The following is a 20368-nucleotide window of genomic DNA, read 5'->3' as shown; positions in this document are numbered from 1 at the left end:
CAGTATTCTGTGGTTTTGAGGCTCCTAGCATGGGTCCTACGGTCAAGCCGCAGGACGTTGAAATATATAATAAATATTATATTTAAACGATGTAATTGTTATTTTTTGATCACTTATGCGTTTGCTCTGCTGAAGTGCGATTCGAGTTTAATATACCCCAGATCAGGGGTATAGATTAATCCGATAAAAAGAGTGCTTGTAAGTCATTCGTAAAACGACGTCCAAGAGAGGTTACTTGCCAGGCTTTCTTCTGTATTTGAATAAACCCTTTGGATTCTGCCTGTTTCAACTTAGGCACTAACTGCTCGGAAGACAACCCTGTTCGTTGAGTGAATAAATCGAAGGGAATGGGTTGCTGCAATCGACTAGTATTCAGCATGAATTCAAAGATTAAATCATCTAAGGTAACCCTTTTTTTTTCAGGGCAGAAAGATTTTTCAAAGGCGAGATAATCATTGGGTTGACGGTGCTTACGGGTTCGCCACACGGTAAAATCCGGTGTGGTGAGCTTTCCGTGCGCGCCTGCACCTATTCCTAAATAATCGCCAAAAAGCCAATAGTTCAGGTTATGTTGCGAGGGTTTATCCGGCTTGCAGAATGCAGAAATTTCATAGCGAGTGTATCCGGATTTATTTAAGAGCTCGAGACCAGCTTCTTCAAGGGATAAACATGTATCTTCGCTTGGGAGGGTTGGGTTTTTTTTATAAAATACGGTATTCGGTTCAATGGTTAATTGATACCATGATAGATGTTCAGGCTCAAAGTGAAGCGCAGTTTTTAAGTCTTTTAATCCCTCTTCGACAGATTGATTGGGAAGACTGTGCATGAGATCGAGATTAATATTTTCAAACCCAGCCAGGCGCGCACTGTTTATTGCTTTTTTAGCTTGCTCTGCATCATGAATGCGTCCCAAGACGTTTAAATGATCTGTGTGAAAGCTTTGTATTCCTAAAGATAAACGGTTTATTCCTAATGCTCTATAATCCCTAAAACGTTGCTGCTCTACCGTACCAGGATTGGCTTCCAAGGTAATTTCAATATCGTTTTCAAAGTCCAAAAGTGTTTGCAATGCTTCAAACAATTGAGCGTAAGCTTTTGCGGAAAAGAGACTAGGGGTTCCTCCACCAATAAAGATACTTTGGATTGTTCTGCCTGAAACCATTTCTATATCCGCTTTAAGATCATGGATTAACGCTTGAATGTAGTTTTGTTCAGGAAGACCATTAGGGCTTTTGTGTGAATTAAAATCACAGTAGGGACATTTACGAATGCACCAAGGTATATGGATGTATAACGCTAATGGGATCATCAAACTGTAAAATGGGCTGGCTTGTTGAGGCAGGCAATAGTATCATAAGTCGCACAAATATGCTGTATTTTTAAACGCTTTTGGCGGTATCGAGCCGAACCGTCTTTTCAAAGAGGATAAAAACAATGAAAAACAGAGTCAGAGTCGCCGTCACCGGAGCCGCAGGACAAATAGGCTATGCCTTATTGTTTCGCATTGCATCAGGTCAAATGTTTGGCCCTGATACGGAAGTTGAACTTAATCTGATTGAATTAGAATCTGCTCTTCCCTCTCTTGAAGGGGTTGCTATGGAATTAGTGGATTGTGCTTTCCCATTACTGAAACGAATTGAATGCACAGCTGATTTAAACGTGGGGATGTCTGGCGTAAATTGGGCTTTACTGGTAGGTTCTGTACCCCGTAAACAAGGTATGGAGCGCTCAGATCTCCTTGAAATTAATGGCGGGATATTTATCAATCAAGGTCGTGCGATTAATGATTATGCCAGTGATGATGTCCGCGTATTTGTTGTCGGTAATCCTTGCAATACCAATTGTTTAATTGCCAAACATCACGCAAAAGACATTCCAGATAATCGTTTCTACGCCATGACCACATTAGATGAGCTTAGAGCTCGGGCACAGTTGGCTATCAAAGCCAATGTCGATGTAACAGAAGTTAGCCAAATGACAATTTGGGGTAATCACTCGGCAACCCAGTTCCCTGATTTCTATAATGCAAAAATTGATGGCATTTCGGCGGCAAAAGTCATCAACGACGAACATTGGCTCAAAGATACCTTTGTACCTAAAGTCCAACAACGTGGAGCGGAAGTCATTAAAGCCCGTGGTTCTTCTTCAGCGGCATCTGCTGCAAATGCCATTGTAGTTGGCGTGAATCACCTCGTCACAGACACCCCTGGCCATGAATCTTTTTCTATGGTTTTAAGCTCTGAAGGCCAATATGGGGTTGACGAAGGATTAATGTTTTCTTTCCCCTGTCACCGCAAACATGGCTTTGTACGCACCATTGGTTTAGAGCAAGGCGTTGTGGAAGTAGTTGAAGGGTTGACCTTTAATGACTATAGTCAAGCTAAATTCAACGAAACATTAAATGAGCTTCGCACAGAACGAGATATTGTAAAATCAAAGGGATTGTTGGATTAATAGAGCCGTTAACTATTCATCCTAACCCTACGCCCCGTGGCTTGGCCATGGGGCCCATGGATATTGATGATCTAGAAATCGATCATTAGTCTTGTCATCTTTGAAGACACAAGTAAGAACATGTTAAATGGCTTTGAACGTCACCAATGCCCATTCTTCGCGAGTGGTGGTAGACTCATGTTTGAAGCAATCTTGATAAGCTTCAATTAATTCCTGAGTTTGATCGACTAAAATACCTGATACCACTAACATCCCCTCTTTTTCAAGCACATGATAAAAACGCATTTTTAAGGATAATAACGGTGTTAGCAAAATATTCGCCATAATTAAATCGGTTTTAAGCTGAAGCTCATCGGGAAAGCAAACGCTTATTAATTCCGATGGAACTTGATTCATTTCTGCGTTGTTTCGTGAGGCCATTAACGCTTGTTCATCAATATCAACAGCGTAAACATGTTTTGCTCCAAGTTTGATGGCAGCGAGCGCTAAGATCCCCGAACCACAGCCATAGTCTACAACACGCTTATCAACTAGCTCAGCATTATCTAGCCAAGTTAAGCAAAGAGAGGTGGTAGGATGAGTTCCTGTGCCAAAGGCAAGTCCTGGATCTAAAATCAGGTTGCAAGCGTTTGGATCAGGAGGAGTAATCCAAGAAGGAACAATCCATAAGCGACGACCAAATTGTAAAGGGGTAAATTGGGTCATCCAAACGCGCTCCCAATCTTCTTCAGGTACAGCAGCAAGAGAAGTTAGAAATTTGGGATATTGGGTGTTAAAGGCAGAAGATGCATGCTCTGCATCTTCTTGTTTCTCGTATAATGCTTGGATAATTACATTTGACCATAAAGGCGTTGTGCCTAATTCTGGCTCAAGAATTGGATCATCGTATTTATCGGTAAACGTGATTGAGAGAGCCCCTGTTTCCTCTAAAAAATCACTTAATTCTTCCACATCATCACGGTGACATTCAATTTGTAGTTGTAACACAATTATTCCTTCAAGAGCTTTTCTAAGTAATGAATGTTCGTCCCGCCTTGCATAAATCCTTTATCATTGAGTAATCGTTGATGTAGTTCAATGTTGGTTTTAATTCCATCAATGATAATTTCATCTAATGCGTTTCGCATTCTTGCGAATGCTTCAGCACGTGTTTCACCATAACTAATGAGTTTCCCAATCATGGAATCGTAGTTTGGAGGTACGGTGTAGCTACTATAGATATGAGAGTCAAATCGAATCCCAGGGCCTCCAGGTTGATGTAAGAGACGAATTTTTCCAGGAGATGGCATGAAGGTTCTTGGATCTTCTGCGTTAATTCGGCATTCAACTGCATGGCCATGAAGCTTGATGTTTTCTTGTTTTAAGGTGAAGGGAGCATCGCTGGCAACTTTAATTTGCTCTTTGATTAAATCGATACCGGTAATCAATTCAGTCACTGGATGTTCCACTTGAATTCGAGTATTCATCTCAATAAAGTAAAAACAACCGTCTTGGTACAAAAATTCAAAGGTGCCTGCACCTCGATATTTAAGCTCACGGCATGCATTTACGACCCGCTCGCCAATTTCCTGACGGAGTTCTTCGGAAATGCCAGGTGCGGGCGCTTCTTCAATGACTTTTTGGTGGCGGCGCTGCATTGAGCAATCTCGTTCACCCAAATGAACGGCATTCCCGTTTCCGTCACCTAAAACTTGAAATTCAATATGACGAGGATTTTCCAGGAATTTTTCCATGTAAACCACGGGGTTATCAAAAGCAGCTTTTGCTTCGCTACGGGTTAAAGCGATGGCGTTCAGAAGGTTAGACTCTGAATGAACTACCCGCATACCACGACCACCGCCGCCCCCCGCGGCTTTAATGATAACGGGGTACCCAATTTTTTTAGCAAGTGAAAGGTTCAGTTCATCATGATCTCCCAGAGGGCCATCTGAACCGGGTACACAAGGAACGCCTGCATTTTTCATTGCTTCGATGGCGGAAACTTTATCGCCCATTAAGCGTATGGTATCTGCTCGAGGACCGATAAAGCGAAAACCGCTTTGTTCAACAATATCGGCAAAATCTGCGTTTTCAGCAAGAAAACCATAGCCGGGATGAATGGCAACTGCATCCGTAATTTCGGCCGCGGATATAATGGCCGGGATGTTTAAATAGCTTTTTTGGGAGCTAGCAGGTCCAATGCAAACGGTTTCATCAGCAAGCCGAACATGTAACAAATCTTTATCCACGTCTGAATGAACGGCAACCGTTTGAATGCCTAATTCTTTGCATGCACGCAAGATACGAAGAGCGATTTCACCGCGGTTTGCGATAACAATTTTACTTAACATGACACCGCCCCTTATTCAATGGTAAATAGAGGCTGGTCAAATTCTACTGGCTCACCGTTGGCAACATGAATAGCCGTGATCACACCAGCTCGATCGGCTTCGATTTCATTGAACATCTTCATCGCTTCAATAATGCAAAGTGTGTCGCCCGCTTTTACTGATTGGCCAAGGGTAACAAAAGGTGCTGCATCTGGGGAGGGTGAGGTATACATAGTTCCTACCATAGGCGAGCGTACTTTGTGTCCTTTTGAGGGTTCTTCGGCTGGTTTGCTTTCAGAGGCCACGGGTGCAGGAGTAGGGGCCGGAGCTTGAGGAGCAGGAGAAACATGAATTTGACGAACTGCTGGGGCTTCTGCAGCGTAATGATGGCGGCTTAATCGAACGGATTCTTCCCCTTCTTTGATTTCTATTTCAGAAATACCGGTTTCTTCCAGTAATTCGATCAATTTTTTAATTTTACGAATATCCATGGGTAATAACTCTCTATGCTTTAATTAATTTAGAAAGAACGGCTTTAAAAGCCAATATGTAGCCCTCAGTTCCGAGACCGCTAATGACGCCTTCTGCGATATCAGAAAAATAAGATTGATGGCGAAATGTTTCTCGCGCATAAATATTGCTGATATGAACTTCAATAAAGGGAATAGCCGCAGCTGATAATGCATCACGGAGTGCGATGCTTGTATGAGTGAAGGCTGCGGGATTAAAAATAAGGTAGTCCACCTGATCGTTCATGGCTTGGTGAATGGCTTCAATTAATTCTGCCTCACTATTGCTCTGTAAAATAGTGAGTGAAACTTCAGATTCAGAAGCGAGTTTTTCTAACGACTTATTGACTTTTGCAAGAGAAGTTGAGCCATAAATAGAAGGCTCGCGTAAGCCGAGTAAATTTAGATTAGGACCATGCAGAACGAGTATTTTTTTCATTAAACCGCATTTTTTTAAAGATTAAGTGAATTTTGCCTTAATTTTAGCATTTTGTCTATATGTGAGAGGATATCGGCATGATGTCGACAAGTTAGCGTCAAAATTCATGCAGGTAAGAATGTGATGGGTTGACTAATAGCTTATACCGTTTATCTATAAGATAGGATATGCTGAATTTATGAAAATCATCAGTAAGGATGCTTAAATGACTACTCATATAACGGATGTAACATTGCGTGATGCACATCAATGTTTGCTTGCGACTCGAATGCGTACAGAAGATATGATACCCATTTGCAAACAAATGGACAAAGTAGGATTTTGGGCCATGGAAGTATGGGGAGGTGCTACTTATGATGCATGCCTTCGTTTTTTAAAAGAAGATCCTTGGGATAGGTTACGACTTTTACGTAAAGCGTTGCCTAATACTCGTTTATCGATGCTGCTTCGCGGACAAAACCTGTTGGGTTATCGTCATTATGGTGATGATGTGGTAAAAGAGTTTGTTCGATTAACAATTAAAAACGGCATTGATGTTATTCGCGTATTTGATGCACTCAATGATGTTCGCAATTTGCGAGTCTCAATTGAAAGCATTAAAAAATACAAAGGACATGCGCAAGGTGCTATTGCGTATACAACCAGCCCAGTGCACACCTTAGATAATTTTGTTTCACTAGGTAAAGCTATGGTTGAAATGGGTTGTGATAGCATTGCCATTAAAGATATGGCAGGGTTATTAACTCCTCAAACGACCGTTGATTTGTACAAGGCTTTGCAAGACGAAACCAAGCTGCCTATCCATATTCATAGTCATTCCACTTCTGGCTTGGCCAGTATTTGTCTTTATCAAGGAGTCTTAGCAGGATGTCAACACATCGATACCGTTATCTCATCTTTTTCAGGGGGTGCATCGCATCCGGCTACAGAGTCAATGGTTTCAGCGTTTGCGGGCACGGCTTACGATACCGGGCTCAATTTAAATCTGCTTCTAGAAATTAATGATTACTTCCAAGAAATTAGGAAAAAATATAAACAGTTTGAGGGCGAAGCACAACGCATCGATCCCCGCGTGCAGGTTTATCAGGTTCCAGGTGGCATGATCTCTAATTTATACAATCAACTCAAAGAACAACAAGCGTTGGATAAGATGGAGGCGGTTCATGCAGAAATTCCTCGCGTCAGAAAGGATTTGGGCTATCCACCTTTAGTGACGCCTACTTCTCAAGTTGTGGGTACTCAAGCGGTATTAAATGTCTTAACAGGAGAACGGTACAAAACAATTACGAATGAGGTAAAGCTTTATTGCCAAGGAAAATATGGACAGCCTCCAGGAAAAATTAATCCAACAGTTCGAAAAAAAGCAATCGGTCGTACACAAGCGATTGAAGTAAGACCCGCTGATTTATTGCCACATGAGCTTAAAAGCCTACGTCAAGAAATTGGAAAGTTGGCTCATAATGAAGAGGATGTCATGTCTTACGCCATGTTTCCTGATATAGCAAAAGAATATTTGAAAGAACGCGAGCAGAAGGATTTAAAACCAGAGCCGCTTATGGTATCCACTGCGGGCAAACCAGACACTGTAGCCACTGAGTTTGATGTAGGGCTTCATGGTGAACGTTATCACATTAAGGTGGCTGGATTTGGCGTGAGAAGACACGCTAAACAAACCGTTTATTTATGGCTAGATGGCGTGCCAGAAGAAGTGGTTGTTCAATATAACGATCATGAGATATCAGAGGAAACTAAGCCAGAAGGCAAAAAGAAAAAACAACCAAGTCTTGGTGATGTTTCTGTGGCGATGCCTGGAACCGTGGTGAGTGTACTGGTAAAACCGGGTGATTTGGTGGAAAAAAATCAGGCGGTTTTGGTGTTAGAATCCATGAAAATGGAAACGGAAATTTTAGCGCCTTTCGCGGGTAGGGTGAGCGAGGTTTTTTGTGAAAAAGGGGATAAGGTAACCCCAGAAACGGTCTTAATTCATATCCATGGTAATCAATAATTGGTAAACATTCTGTGTTAATTTAAACCCAGATGATTTTTATTTTTATATGTTTTCTGGCTTAATTAAATACAAGTGCTATGCTTTTTTTGTTGTCCTGAAGTTTGCCTCAAAAAAACGTGTTATCGACGCATGCGGATTTGTCGTTACAAATGGATTTGTAACGGGCGCATTGGTAGCGGTTAATCCGTGACTAATTAGGAATTAACCTATGCGTTATGAAAGGAGATCATATATATGAGCACGAAACTAGTAAACTTTATCAGCATTTGTAGTGTCAGCTTCTCGTCTTCCATATTTTCTGCACAACCTGTTCTTCTTGGCGATGAATCCCCTAAAAACCTGCAAAAAGATTTTCAATGGTTTCAGCCAAGTATAAAACAACTGACTGCCACGAATGTAAACACCATTCAAGTGATGAAAGAACGGGTTGATGAAAATCAAGTGAAGCATATTCGCATCCAACAAAAATATCATGGTTTTCCCGTTTTTGGAGGTCATGGGGTTATTCACAGTGAGCAAGCAGTTAAAGGATTTGCTGCTGTTTTAAGTCAAGATACCACGAAGATGAACGGTACGCTTTTTAAAGGGCTTGAAAATGAATTAGGTAAACCCTCGTTAGAATTTCAAGCGAATGCCCAAAAAGCGCTGGAGCAATTTAAGACAAGGTACAAAGAACAAAACATCAGTGAAGAAGAAGTAATACCTCTGGTCTATATAGATCAAGATCACAAGGCATATTGGGCATATCAAGTTAGCATATTAGTCCATTACAAAGACAAAATTCCTGCACGACCTACAGCAATTCTTAGAGCAGATAATTTTACACCGTTTATCGAATGGAATGAGATAAAAACCCTCTCAAAAGCCTATGGATTAGGGTTTGGTGGTAATCATAAAACATCAAAATACGAGTTTGGAAATGGCAAGCCACTGCTTCATATTACCCGTGATCGCGAGCTTGAAGTGTGTTTTATGGAAAATGAGGGTGTCAGGGTAGTGGATTTAAACCATAGTTACGGTAGTTTTAGTAACGCCCCTATGAAATTCAATTGCCCAAATCCTGATCCTGTACGACGAAATGCCTATTGGACTGGCTATCACGGAGATGGTTATGACATGGAAAATGGCGCATTTTCGCCAATCAATGATGCAATGTATGCAGGACAAGTCATCAATAACATGTATCAACGATGGTTTGGCTTAAACGCATTGACACAAGATAATGAGCCTATGCAAATTATAATGCGAGTGCATTATGGCGAAGGATACGAAAATGCGTTTTGGGATGGAAAGCAAATGACCTTCGGCGATGGTCGCAGCATGATGTATCCTTTGGTTTCCTTAGGCGTAGGGGCACATGAAATTAGTCATGGGTTTACCGAACAGCACTCAGGATTAAGATATTATGGGCAATCCGGGGGCATGAACGAATCTTTTTCAGATATGGCAGCACAAGCTGCGGAGTATTATTCTCTTCGGAAAAGCAGCTGGGAAATCGGCGGGGAAATTATGAAAACTGAGAGTGGTATTCATGCACTTCGATATATGGATCTTCCAAGCCAAGATGGTCGCTCGATTGATAAAGCTTATCAATATCGCGATGGACTCGATGTGCATTACTCCAGCGGGGTATACAATCGATTATTTTATCTGATTGCTAATACACGTGGTTGGAATCCACACAAAGCGTTTCATGTTATGGTTAAGGCGAATATGGATTATTGGACGCCATCAACTAACTTCGAAGAAGGGGGCTGCGGGGTGATTAATGCCGCTTATGACTTAGGATATTCACCAGATGATATCAAGCAATCCCTTGATGAAGTGGCAATTAGTTATCAAAATTGCTCCATAGTTTCCTTTAAAGTAGCTTAAGTTTAGGTAAGCTATAGGACTCAGCACAAGATAGCCTATTGTTTACAGGCTATCTTTTTTTGTATTTAAATTCTGGTTTTTCTCATTTAGCAGTTTACAATAATTAATGAAAGCATAAAAATCTTTAGGTATTTGAACATGCACTCTTCAAAGCGTACAGTTTCATTAATCACTTACAACATCCATAAAGGATTTGGGGTAGGAAAAGTACGTTTTTTGCTTCCTGAAATGCGCGATGCGATAAAAAATTTAAATCCTGATTTTGTTTTTTTACAAGAAGTGCAGGGCGAACATCGCCGTCGTGAAAGAAGAATTGACGCTTGGCCTGAGACGCCACAGTTTGAATACATTGCAGAAAAAATTTGGCCTCATTATGTCTATGCCAAAAACGCAGTTTATCAATCAGGACATCATGGTAATGCAATTTTGAGTAAGTTACCTTTTGATGCGTTTGAAAACATTAATCTTTCAACGATTAACCGCGCATCCCGTGGGATTTTACACTGTCAGCTTCATTTACAGGATGAACTCAAAACCAAAGTGCATCTGCTTTGTGTGCACCTTGGCTTATTTAAAGCCGAACGAAAAGAACAATGCAAAGCGTTAATGGAGCGAATCAGTGAAGCCGTGCCCGAAGATGAGCCCTTATTGATGGCTGGTGATTTTAACGATTGGCGGATGCATTTAACTAAGCCTTTAGAAAATGAGTTGCAGATTGAGGAGGCGTTTTTTTCAGTGGAAGGTCAACATGCACGCTCTTTTCCTGCGATTCGGCCATCTTTGTGCATCGATCGTGTATATTTTAGAGGAATGGAGGTGGATGAAGTCCAATGTTTGCAAGGAAAGCCGTGGCGAATGTTATCTGATCATGTCCCGTTATTTGCGAAATTTTCATTAAAATCAGATGATTAAGAAAAAACGCACAAAGGATTGCTTTTTTCTTTGTTTGCAAACAAGATGCAATTCTAAAGTTACAAGGAGCTTGTACTAGACTACAAGCTCCTTGTAAGTTATATGTTTTCCATATCGGGTGTATATTCGCCAATACTGGCCAAGCTATTTAATTTCGCGCGTTTTAAAAGCGCAGCCTGAGCGGCTTCAATATTTTCTTGTTTTCCTTTCCATGTGTTTAAGCAATCTTCTTGCAGCGCGCGTCCATAGGAGAAACTTAACAACCAGGGTTGTTCTTCATAGCTGTTAATCGCATTCAAATTTTCTGTTGCTTGAACAGGACTTTGTCCACCGGATAGGAAGTTAATACTTGGAACCGCAGCTGGAACATGGTTACGGAAAACACTTAATGTAAAATCAGCTATTTCTTCTGGAGAGCTGAAAGGATTTGCTTTTTTCCCGCTTGTGACCATGCTTGGTTTTAAAATAATATGCTCAAGTGAAACTTGATGAATAAATAAAGCATGGAATAATTCATGCAATACCAGTTCAGAGGCTTCAGCACAATGCTCAATCGAGTGCTCTCCATCCATTAATACTTCAGGCTCTACAATAGGAACAATACCTTGAGCTTGGCAACAAGCAGCATAACGTGCCAAATTCTCTGCACCAGCTTTAATGGCGGTGAGGCTTGGGGTGAAGTCGGATATGGAATAAACATTGCGCCATTTTGCAAAACGAGCACCAAGCTGTCTGTAGTGTTGTAAGCGTTCAGATAACCCATCTAATCCTTGGGTGACTTTTTCATCTGTATTCGCTAGTTCCACTAGACCTTTATCCACTTTAATGCCAGGTATAATACCCTTTTGACGGAATAGCTCTGGAATAGGTGTACCGGATTCATCTTTCTGAGTTAAGGTTTCTTCGTATAAAATGACCCCATAAATATAATCTTCTAAATTAGGGGTGGTGGCCAATAAGAGACGATAATCACGACGGTTTGTTTCGTTATTCTCTACATTTATAGAGGCAAATCGCTTACCGATAGTACCTGTGCTCTCATCCGCAGCTAAAATTCCTTTGCCTTCTTGCAACATCTGTTCAATGGTTGTGCTTAGTTCATCAAATTGCATGGCCTGATTTTCTCCTGTTATTGTTATATACCCATTCTACATAAAGATACTGGTTTTTTCGCCACTTGATTTTTTATCGTTTACTTAGAAGAGATGTATTTCTCCCGTACAATGCGTTGCATATCAAACCCTTTATCCTTTAGATAGGCAAAGGATTCGTCAATCATACCTGGATTACCACAAAGATAAACCAAATCCTGTTCAGGATTTAAAGCAAGCGTTGGAAAAGCAGTCTGAACATAACCGCGCCGCTCATGATCCAATAAGTGATGTTCATTTTCACGACTTAAGTGAGCAAAAAAGGATACCCTTGGGTGCTCTTTTGCAAACCGCAAGAATTCATCGCCATACAGGATGTCTTCGCGCTTTTGAACGCCTTGCAAAATAACGACTTCTAGTAATTTATTTTCTTCTAATCTTTTTTGCAACGCCGGCAACATAGCACGATAAGGGGTAATTCCTGTGCTGGTAGCTACAAAAATGTAGCGCTTAGGCACTTCATCTTTTAGAATTAACCGACCAAAAGGTCCATTAATGTCGATGGCATCCCCCGGTTTTAAATTAAATAATAAATCGCTGCCAGGCCCTCCCTCTACAAAGCCTGCCGCAAATTCAATAATGTTGTTTTGTTCTGGCACATTAGCGATACTGTAGCTTCTTCTTAAGATCTTACCGTCACGCTCAAAATGGATGGTTATGAATTGGCCAGGTATGAAGTCAAAAGCGGGGTTTAAATCGCTTCGAAATATAAAATGTTTAACGTTGGGAGATAGCATCAATGCTTCTTCCAAAACGACGGGAAAAGTTTTAACCGGCATAAGTAATAACGTTCGATTGATTAAAGCTCTCTAATATAGAGAAAATTTTAAACATTGCAAGCATTAATTGGTATATTTGCTTTATAAATGCAAAGCTTGCGCTAGGAATACAATAAATCGCTATGAGTATATAATAAATATATGAATGCTGATATTGTCAAAATGATTGCAAATTTAAGCCAATCACTCTTACCAGTTCAAGAATTAATCACTGGCCTTGGATATTTAATCGGTATTTTGATGATGATGACCGCAATCTCAAAGCTTCGCCAAATCGCGGATGCTCGTGCGAGCGGTGGGTCGCATGAAAAAGGGTTTGTTCCTCTTGCTTATTTTTTAGGGGGGTCCGCGCTGATTTTTTTGCCTTCGGCTGTGACCGTATTAAGTAATACAGCGTTTGGAACTGGAAATATTTTGCAATATACCAGTTATAATCCTTATGATATTTATAATTCAATGCGGATCTTAATCAAAACGGCGGGACTTATTTGGTTTGTGCGAGGCTGTGTGTTATTGGTGCATGCCAGTGAGCCAGGTGTACAGCATGGCCCTAAGGGACTTGCGTTTTTGTGCGCGGGTGTTTTGGCAGTAAATTTTGAAGGCTCGGTTGAAGTGCTAAATTATGTAACCGATAGATTATTTAGCTTAACCAAATCGATGACCAGCTAATTCTTAGCAATGTTTGAACAAGGAGTATATATGAAATGGAACGTGTGGGGATTATTATTCGCATTTTTCTTAATACCTATCGTTCACGCAGATAAAGCAACGGTACTCAAACCAAGTATTATCCTGACTCACATTGATACCGTCCGAGCACATGAACAGGGAGGAGATGAGCTCTATTTTGATGTGAGTGTCATTCGGGCCAACCAACCTAGAGAATTTTTTCGGATCCCGAAGCATCCCATTCATTGGCCTTCTTTACTCAGCTCTAAAATTAAAGAAGTTATCTTGTGGTCTGAACCGATTCAACCCAATGAAACGGTTATTTTGCTCCTTGCGCTTATGGATGAGGATCCCACCCCAATCAATCCTGATGATTTGATAGGATTGATTCGGGTGGAATTAAAAAATAAAAATGGTCAATTACAAGTCCATTGGACTATCCCCAATCGTTCGGTTGGTCCGGTTACCATCGCAGGTAAAAAAGGAGATATACAAAAATTTGAATTATTTGGCGAGCATGGCCAATACGATGTATATCTATCCTTAAAATAATAAAGGATGAATTTAACCGACATTTTGCACCACAGTATTTTTTAGCAAAAAAGACGCCAGTGCAAAATGTCGGATTTAATCTTCTTCACCGCATATTTTAAGATTATTAGTTCTTGCGAAATCTAAAATGGCTTGATAAACATCAGGGCTAGATTCTTTTAGCTTCGGATCTAACAGCACACATTTGTAGCCGTCGTGGTTTACACTGGGTTGTAGAAGGGGAGAATAATGAATGCGGCTATTTTTAAACGTAGCCATCGTGCCACTCATTCGCTCTGCCCAATCGCTTGGACGAAATGCTTTCCCTTGAGGAGTAACCCCTTCAATTACAATTTTTTTATCTTTTGATTTCGTCATTATTAATGCATAATAAACACAGTATGTATAGTATAGCACCATGGCTTGGGGTTCTTAAATATATCTTTTCAGATTTGAGAAAACATATTGGCAGATAGATCTTCTCCTAGTATTTTAAGCCAGTGATAGCAGGTCTAGCGGTGATATGCTAGCATTTATTCGTTTGTAGATTAAAGAGGTTTATTGTGGCGAAAAATAAAAGTCATTTGGGCAAAGAGCATCATTCTGGAATATACCTATTACCCAACTTATTAACTACGTCAAGCTTATTTGCCGCTTTTTATTCTATTGTCGCTTCAATGAAAGGGCACTTTGAATCGGCTGTAATTGCAATTTTTGTTGGTATGATTGCAGATGGCTTGGATGGTAGAATCGCTCGCCTAACGAATACTCAGTCCGCATTTGGTGCAGAATACGATAGCTTATCCGATATGGTGACGTTTGGGGTTGCCCCGGCTTTATTGCTCTATAGCTGGAGCTTACAGTCGCTTGGCAAATTTGGTTGGTTGGTTGCATTTTTATACACGGCCGCGGTGGCTTTAAGGCTGGCTCGATTCAATACTCAATTGAATTCGGAAGATAAAACGCATTTTCAAGGTTTAGCATGTCCTCCTGGTGCTGCGATTGTTTCCTCGTTTGTATGGTTATGCTATCAGAATGAATGGCGTCATGTACTCATTGCACTCATTGCTGTGGTTATTTCTGTATTTACCGCGATTCTCATGGTAAGTAATATTCGCTATTACAGTTTTAAGCAAATCGATTTTAAAGGAAAAGTTCCCTTTTTATACATCCTTCTTACGGTTATCTTGTTTGTAGCAATAGCCGCTTATCCAGCATTAGTGTTGTTTATAGGCTCCCTGGTTTATGCGTTATCAGGCCCTACACAGACCTTACTTGCCTTACAGAGGGTGCGTAAACAACGACGACAAGGAGGAAATGGGAAACAAAAAGAAGACGCGGAGTCTTAAAGATTACGGGTATATATTACTCAGGTTCGCCGAAGCGATTATTGATTAAATCGACCAGTGCTTTAGTCATTTCGGCCTCATCTGGACCATCAATTTGCAGCGTTAACTCACTGCCCTTATTTGCAGCAAGCATCATGACCCCCATAATGCTCTTACCGTTTACAGTTTGAGCGCCTTTGCTGACTTCAATGTGGCTTTGATATCGTGCAGCCGTAGCCACGAACTTTGCAGAAGCTCTTGCATGTAATCCTAAGGTATTGATAATTGGGAGTGTGGTTTTAATCATAGCGGCTACAATGTAGCACGGACTATTAACCGCTGCAATTGAATTTGCTTTTGACCCACGATTCCTGTCTTAAATAGCATGGGATATTAAAGTTCTAATGATTCTAATTCGTTTGTAGCTAATCGTTCTGTTTCTTGATAAAAGATGCGCTGCAAGGTCTCGTTATCTTTAGCTAAGCGACAAGCTTGACGAAACTCTGTTTTACTCACATGCTTGATGATGCTTTTAAGAATCTGCAAATGCTCTTTAGGATTTTCTTGTGGCCCAATCAATCCAAATACCAAATCAATGGGTTGTTTATCTTCAGCACCAAAATCAACAGGATGTTGTAGTTTAATAAAGCACCCAAGCGTGTGGTTAATGAGTGCACTTCGGATATGAGGAATAATAATCCCATGTCCAATTGCCGTACTTCCTAGACTATCTCGTCTCCAGAAGGCATCAAATAAGGACTCAACTTCTAAATCAGGATGAGTTTGACTTAGAAGCTGACTGATTTTTAGTAATACCGCTGTTTTGCTTTGTGCGGCTGAGTCAATACATATCCGATTCGGATCGAGAAACGTTCGAAATGACATAAAATTTAATACAGATCAAAAATGTGCATATTTTACTTGAAAAAACGGTGTTTAAACAACCTCCTCTATCCTATTAACCGATTACGCTTTGCTACGTCATCAGAGCCTTAAGATCTGACTAAACATAGAGTCTAAAAAAAACGCCAAGATCTCCTTGGCGTTTTAAGAAACTTAAGATAAATTTTATTCACGATGGTTACGTAATTTTTCTTTATGCTTGATTAATTGTCTATCTAACTTATCTACGAGATTATCAATTGCAGTATATAGATCCTCGGATTCGGAACTTGCATGCAACTCACCTTTAGCCACTAAAACCGTTGCTTCGGCAATTTGTCGTAATTTTTCAACATCAAAAACGACGTTAATGGCCATAATTTTATCAAAATGTTTTTCCAATTTATCAAATTTTTCTTGCGTGAAGTTCCTAAGCGCTGGCGTAACTTCCATTCTATGACCGGTTAAATTGATTTGCATAACGCTCTCCTTTACTGAAGTTAATACGAACTACGAATTTGTTTGCGCTCGAAAGAAGGTGGAATTCCTAATTCTTCACGATATTTCGCCACGGTACGGCGAGCAATTTTAATACCCTGCTCCGCAATAAGTTTGACAAGCTTATTATCACTTAAAGGTTTCTGTGGATTTTCTGCAGCAATTAATTTTTTAATGAATGCCCGGATTGCAGTGGAGGAGCATTCTCCGCCACTGTTGGTGGACACATGACTTGAAAAAAAGAACTTCAATTCAAATACTCCTCGAGGAGTATGTATGTATTTTTGAGTCGTGACTCGAGAAATAGTCGATTCATGCATATCTAATGCAGATGCCACATCGTTTAAAATTAACGGTTTCATGGCCTCATCACCATACTCAAAAAAGTCGTTTTGAAATTCTACGATAAACCGAGCAACATTTAATAACGTGTCTTGTCGACTTTGAATGCCCTTGAGAAGCCAGCGTGCTTCTTGCAAATTGGTTTTCAAAAACTGATTTTCAACGCTGTTATTCGCTCGCTCAATCATGGATGCATAGGAATTATTAATGCTGAGTTGTGGCAGCGTATCAGGGTTTAGCGCAACCTGCCAGTGGTTTCCGTTCTTTTTGACGATCAAATCTGGAATCACATAACCTGGCTCTGTTTGAGTAATTAGGCTACCGGGTCTTGGGTTTAAATGCATGATGTTATTTAGGACTTGCTCCAAAATCGTATCATCAATTTTATATATATTTTTTATTTTTTGATAATTATGCTGGCCTAATAGCTCTATGTGTTCATCTATTATTTTTTCTGTTATCTCCCGGTAGGGAACGCTTTCTTGCAGGTGCTTCAGTTGTATAATTAAGGTCTCCGCTAGATTTTGTGCACCGCATCCGACTGGATCAAGGTGCTGAATCAAATGCAATACGGCTTCAATTTCTTTGATATCGATGGGTAGCTCTTTTGAATTCAAACTTTTATGAATGTCTTGGAGTTCTAACGTTAAAAATCCACTGTCATCAATGGCATCAACCAGCGTGGTTGCAATGGCTCGATCGATATCACTCATGGGGGTTAAATCAATTTGCCATAATAGATGCTCTTGTAAGCTCTCTTTGGTGCAATGAAGATTTTCAAAAATGTATTCACTTTCATTAAAACGTGAATTACTGGTACTTGAAGTCGTATATAAAGTAGACCATTGAACATCGCTAAACTCATCTTCTCTATCCAGTAGCTCTTCTTCTAGAGAAGTCTTGTATGCTTCATCGATACTGGCTTCCAGCAAAGGATTTGATTCCAGTACTTGTAGAATTTCCTGACGTAAATCGATGGATGATAATTGAAGCAGACGGATAGCTTGTTGTAATTGCGGGGTAAGCGTAAGCTGAGTGGATACATTCAGCTGTAATGATGGTTTCATAACGATCCTTTAAAACGTCACAGCTCTTATTATCAGTTTAATCAATTTAGAGCGTTTATCCAGTTTTCAAAGGAGAGAAAAGGTAGAAAAAATAAGCAAGAATAAAATTGCTGCAATAAAAATCAATAAGTTAAAAAGGTTGAATAAATTTATAAAAGCGAGAGTGAGATAGGAAGGTAAGTAAAGAATATAGCTTGTTTAAACCAGCTCAGCTTTATAAATCTTAGACCTAGTTTAAAACAAGCTAATAAATCGCAGTTATTTTAATTTTTTCTCTTTAAAGAGTACATGCTTACGAACGACCGGATCGTATTTCATCAGCTCCATCTTTTCAGGATGATTGCGTGGATTTTTGGTGGTGGTTACGAAGTAACCGGTTCCCGCAGTGGATTCCAATTTGATTTTAGTTGTAACGGCTGCCACAGTATTTCCCCTTCAAAATTATACTTTCTCGCCTTTTTCACGGAGTTGGTCGAGAACTTTTTTAATACCCAATTTATCAATAATTCGCATACCTTTAGTGCTTACTTTCAAGGAAACATAGCGATTTTCTTCTTCTACCCAAAAGCGGTGCGTTTTGATGTTAGGCAGAAAGCGTCTTCTAGTTTTGTTGTTGGCATGCGATACGTTGTTTCCAGTGATGGGTCGCTTGCCAGTGACTTGGCATACTCTTGACATAGCTTGCTCCAAAATGTCGTGTTTGTCTCGTTCAAGAACGGAAATAATTTACAGGTTGCGTTTTATAGCAAAATTTGGTCCAAGATGCAATGTATCTGACACTTTTCTCTAAAAACGACAAAAAAATGAGTTATATAATTGTACATTGAACCGCCATTAAATGCCAAAAATTTGTCGCATTTGTCTTTAATTACCCCTCATTGTTAATATTTTCTTAATCTTTTATGTGTAAAATCGCGCGTAGTTTTTAGTAGTTTTTTATATGAGTATTTTTTATGCCAAATGTGATTTTAGTCTATGCAAATTGTCAAAATAGAACCGCACGAGGTGATTTTGTTTTAGCCGGTAATATCGCTCGTGATCTGATGCGAGAAATTAAAACAACTGGTCAGGATGTTGATGTTATTTTGACCAGTACATTAGATGGTATGCCTCGCTTTGCTAGCCTTTATCGATCGGAAGGGGATGATCGCGTCAGTATCGATGGCGTTGATGTGGGACTTTGTGCTATGGAACTTTTTGATTCGGTCACCCATAATGTGATTGCATTTATTGATGCGAACCACTGCAAATATGCACCCGCGGATGTTGTAAAACGTGTTCTTTCGCCCGACAGTAAACTTTTAATCGTAGGTGCTGCGAATAGCGAGTCTTCTTTAGATTTATTTCAAATGATGAGATATGAGCTCGCTTTTAGGCAGCAACAGCCTAATTTATATGAGTTTTTTCATTCAAGCGATGTCTTGATAAATAGTTCGGGATTAACACCTGATTCTCTAGGATTGCCTTTCATTACCAAAGCGACTGATTTACCTGAATTAACAGTAGTGCAACACGCTCAGTTGCCTGCTAGTAATTACGGGTTTATGTATTTAGCCGCCGATGTAGATGATAGAGATCCTGCTTTAATCGCTCAATATATAACACTAACCAATCCGACTGGCAATTATGTTTTGGTCGGAAATTTTATGAATGTCAATTTTACCTTAATGGCTAGTCAGCGCTTTCCTGACACTCGTACTTCAATGCCTAATATTAAATTTTATGAGTCATTAGATTATAATCTGATGCGTCATATGATGGCCAACTCGACCACGCTTGTATTGTCTACAGGTGCTATGAGTACATTAGAGGCTATGCATGACCAAAAGTTAACCTATTATCAAGATCTACCCAATAACAAGGCTTTTGTAGCATCCTACCTGATAGCGGTTAAATCCATGGTAATCAGCGATGATCCTTCCCGAAGTGCTTTGATATCTGACTTTATTATTGAGTTATCAAGGCTTCTCTTTGCACCAAAACCTTTAGATTCTTCTCAGCTCGTTAGAACACGAGAATTATTAGAGATGCCTGATGTAAGTCGGGGGTTGGTTAAAGCCAATCAGCGAATTATTGAAAACGCTAGCGGAAAATTAGCGCCTCGGCTATTAAGTTTTATTGGTAAACCTAAAGCGAGTCGGTTAGAGGCACAGGCGGCTTTTGCTCATTATTCATTGAGCAAACAGGGAGAAGCAATTAATCAAGGTCAGGCGTTAAGACGTGCTGCATCCTGGGGACGCTTGCTTGAACTGAAGATACTCATTCGCTCGATGAGAAAAGAAGAACTCAATGCGGTGGATTCAAAATATAAGCGTTCGGCTTTGCATTGGGCAATTCACTATGCTCAACATGACAGTGTTGATTTATTAATTTCCGCTGGTGCTCTTTTAGATCTTCAGGATAAGGATGGCAAAACGCCTTTGCACCATGCCGTCATTAAACGAGATAAGCCGGGGATGAAACGGTTACTTGCAGCGGGTGCTTCAACAGAAATTCCTGATAGTCGAAGCCAAAGTCCAATTCAATGTGCGGATGAAAGTACGTTGTCTTTTATACAAACATATATAGAAGCTGACACTATGCCAGTTTTTGGTATGGCGTTTTAAGTTTACACC

Annotated in this window: 22 protein-coding genes; 8 read left to right on the top strand and 14 right to left on the bottom strand. The window is 40.2% G+C overall.

What is annotated here, in order from left to right; all coding sequences use genetic code 11:
• Positions 1-175: 175 nt before the first annotated feature.
• A complete protein-coding gene (gene hemW / locus E1O41_RS08055) occupies positions 176-1309 on the bottom strand; it encodes a radical SAM family heme chaperone HemW (protein ID WP_131776801.1) in 1134 nt (377 codons plus the stop codon).
• A gap of 125 nt (positions 1310-1434) precedes the next feature.
• On the opposite strand from hemW, the gene E1O41_RS08050 reads away from it, so the two are divergent.
• Positions 1435-2454 (top strand): malate dehydrogenase, encoded by a 1020-nt coding sequence (locus E1O41_RS08050; protein WP_131776800.1) that lies wholly within the window; start codon positions 1435-1437, stop codon positions 2452-2454.
• Between the two features lie 123 nt (positions 2455-2577).
• On the opposite strand, the gene prmA is transcribed toward E1O41_RS08050, so the two are convergent.
• The 4 genes from prmA to aroQ are packed head-to-tail and all read right to left on the bottom strand — an operon-like array spanning position 2578 to position 5711.
• Positions 2578-3444: a 50S ribosomal protein L11 methyltransferase gene (gene prmA / locus E1O41_RS08045; protein WP_131776799.1), complete on the bottom strand. Its 867-nt coding sequence runs from the start codon at positions 3442-3444 to the stop codon at positions 2578-2580.
• A complete protein-coding gene (accC, locus tag E1O41_RS08040; RefSeq protein ID WP_131776798.1) occupies positions 3444-4784 on the bottom strand; it encodes an acetyl-CoA carboxylase biotin carboxylase subunit in 1341 nt (446 codons plus the stop codon). Before accC ends, prmA begins: the two co-directional genes overlap by 1 nt.
• 11 nt (positions 4785-4795) lie before the next feature.
• A complete protein-coding gene (accB, locus tag E1O41_RS08035; RefSeq protein ID WP_131776797.1) occupies positions 4796-5254 on the bottom strand; it encodes an acetyl-CoA carboxylase biotin carboxyl carrier protein in 459 nt (152 codons plus the stop codon).
• 13 nt (positions 5255-5267) lie between these two features.
• Positions 5268-5711, bottom strand: coding sequence for a type II 3-dehydroquinate dehydratase (gene aroQ, locus E1O41_RS08030; protein WP_131776796.1), 444 nt, complete (start codon positions 5709-5711; stop codon positions 5268-5270).
• 205 nt (positions 5712-5916) lie between these two features.
• Between aroQ and oadA the strand changes: the two genes are divergently transcribed.
• From oadA to E1O41_RS08015, 3 genes are all read left to right on the top strand, one after another.
• Entirely contained in the window at positions 5917-7716 is a 1800-nt protein-coding gene (oadA, locus tag E1O41_RS08025) for a sodium-extruding oxaloacetate decarboxylase subunit alpha (RefSeq protein ID WP_131776795.1), read from the top strand.
• Positions 7717-7953: 237 nt separating this feature from the next.
• Entirely contained in the window at positions 7954-9594 is a 1641-nt protein-coding gene (gene proA / locus E1O41_RS08020) for a zinc metalloprotease ProA (protein WP_131776794.1), read from the top strand.
• 138 nt (positions 9595-9732) lie between these two features.
• On the top strand, positions 9733-10506 hold the full coding sequence (locus E1O41_RS08015; protein ID WP_131776793.1) for an endonuclease/exonuclease/phosphatase family protein: 774 nt from the start codon (positions 9733-9735) through the stop codon (positions 10504-10506).
• Positions 10507-10604: 98 nt separating this feature from the next.
• Here E1O41_RS08015 and E1O41_RS08010 read toward each other — a convergent pair whose 3' ends face one another.
• Positions 10605-11618 carry a class I fructose-bisphosphate aldolase gene (locus E1O41_RS08010; RefSeq protein ID WP_131776792.1) on the bottom strand — a complete coding sequence of 338 codons (1014 nt, stop codon included), beginning with the start codon at positions 11616-11618 and terminating at the stop codon, positions 10605-10607.
• 80 nt (positions 11619-11698) lie between these two features.
• Positions 11699-12436 carry a ferredoxin--NADP reductase gene (locus E1O41_RS08005; protein WP_131776791.1) on the bottom strand — a complete coding sequence of 246 codons (738 nt, stop codon included), beginning with the start codon at positions 12434-12436 and terminating at the stop codon, positions 11699-11701.
• A 141-nt stretch (positions 12437-12577) separates the two neighbouring features.
• Between E1O41_RS08005 and E1O41_RS08000 the strand changes: the two genes are divergently transcribed.
• Both E1O41_RS08000 and E1O41_RS07995 read left to right on the top strand, forming a co-directional pair.
• Positions 12578-13105, top strand: a complete 528-nt coding sequence (locus tag E1O41_RS08000) for a type IV secretion protein IcmC (protein WP_131776790.1) — start codon at positions 12578-12580, stop codon at positions 13103-13105.
• A gap of 30 nt (positions 13106-13135) precedes the next feature.
• On the top strand, positions 13136-13657 hold the full coding sequence (locus tag E1O41_RS07995) for a hypothetical protein (RefSeq protein ID WP_131776789.1): 522 nt from the start codon (positions 13136-13138) through the stop codon (positions 13655-13657).
• A gap of 75 nt (positions 13658-13732) precedes the next feature.
• Here the strand turns inward: E1O41_RS07995 and E1O41_RS07990 are convergent, their stop codons facing one another.
• Positions 13733-14014, bottom strand: coding sequence for a DUF3579 domain-containing protein (locus E1O41_RS07990; RefSeq protein ID WP_131776788.1), 282 nt, complete (start codon positions 14012-14014; stop codon positions 13733-13735).
• 206 nt (positions 14015-14220) lie between these two features.
• On the opposite strand from E1O41_RS07990, the gene pssA reads away from it, so the two are divergent.
• The gene (gene pssA, locus E1O41_RS07985; protein ID WP_131776830.1) at positions 14221-14985 is read left to right on the top strand and encodes a CDP-diacylglycerol--serine O-phosphatidyltransferase; all 765 of its coding nucleotides are present in this window, start codon (positions 14221-14223) and stop codon (positions 14983-14985) included.
• Between the two features lie 16 nt (positions 14986-15001).
• On the opposite strand, the gene E1O41_RS07980 is transcribed toward pssA, so the two are convergent.
• The 6 genes from E1O41_RS07980 to rpmB form a co-directional block, all read right to left on the bottom strand.
• A complete protein-coding gene (locus E1O41_RS07980) occupies positions 15002-15271 on the bottom strand; it encodes an HPr family phosphocarrier protein (RefSeq protein WP_131776787.1) in 270 nt (89 codons plus the stop codon).
• Between the two features lie 86 nt (positions 15272-15357).
• Positions 15358-15849 carry a PTS sugar transporter subunit IIA gene (locus tag E1O41_RS07975; protein WP_131776786.1) on the bottom strand — a complete coding sequence of 164 codons (492 nt, stop codon included), beginning with the start codon at positions 15847-15849 and terminating at the stop codon, positions 15358-15360.
• A gap of 183 nt (positions 15850-16032) precedes the next feature.
• Complete coding sequence (hpf, locus tag E1O41_RS07970) at positions 16033-16326, bottom strand: ribosome hibernation promoting factor (protein WP_131776785.1); 294 nt, start codon at positions 16324-16326, stop codon at positions 16033-16035.
• Between the two features lie 20 nt (positions 16327-16346).
• On the bottom strand, positions 16347-17753 hold the full coding sequence (locus E1O41_RS07965; RefSeq protein WP_131776784.1) for an RNA polymerase factor sigma-54: 1407 nt from the start codon (positions 17751-17753) through the stop codon (positions 16347-16349).
• Positions 17754-18011: 258 nt separating this feature from the next.
• Positions 18012-18176 (bottom strand): 50S ribosomal protein L33, encoded by a 165-nt coding sequence (gene rpmG / locus E1O41_RS07960; RefSeq protein WP_131776783.1) that lies wholly within the window; start codon positions 18174-18176, stop codon positions 18012-18014.
• A gap of 18 nt (positions 18177-18194) precedes the next feature.
• A complete protein-coding gene (gene rpmB, locus E1O41_RS07955) occupies positions 18195-18431 on the bottom strand; it encodes a 50S ribosomal protein L28 (protein WP_131776782.1) in 237 nt (78 codons plus the stop codon).
• A 275-nt stretch (positions 18432-18706) separates the two neighbouring features.
• Between rpmB and ankY the strand changes: the two genes are divergently transcribed.
• The gene (ankY, locus tag E1O41_RS07950; protein ID WP_131776781.1) at positions 18707-20359 is read left to right on the top strand and encodes a Dot/Icm T4SS effector AnkY/LegA9; all 1653 of its coding nucleotides are present in this window, start codon (positions 18707-18709) and stop codon (positions 20357-20359) included.
• Positions 20360-20368 lie beyond the last annotated feature (9 nt).

It is taken from the genome of Legionella impletisoli, from assembly GCF_900639875.1.
Lineage (GTDB): Bacteria > Pseudomonadota > Gammaproteobacteria > Legionellales > Legionellaceae > Legionella_A > Legionella_A impletisoli.
Note: the sequence above shows the minus strand (reverse complement) of the source record. Positions and strands in the feature narration are given on the sequence as shown.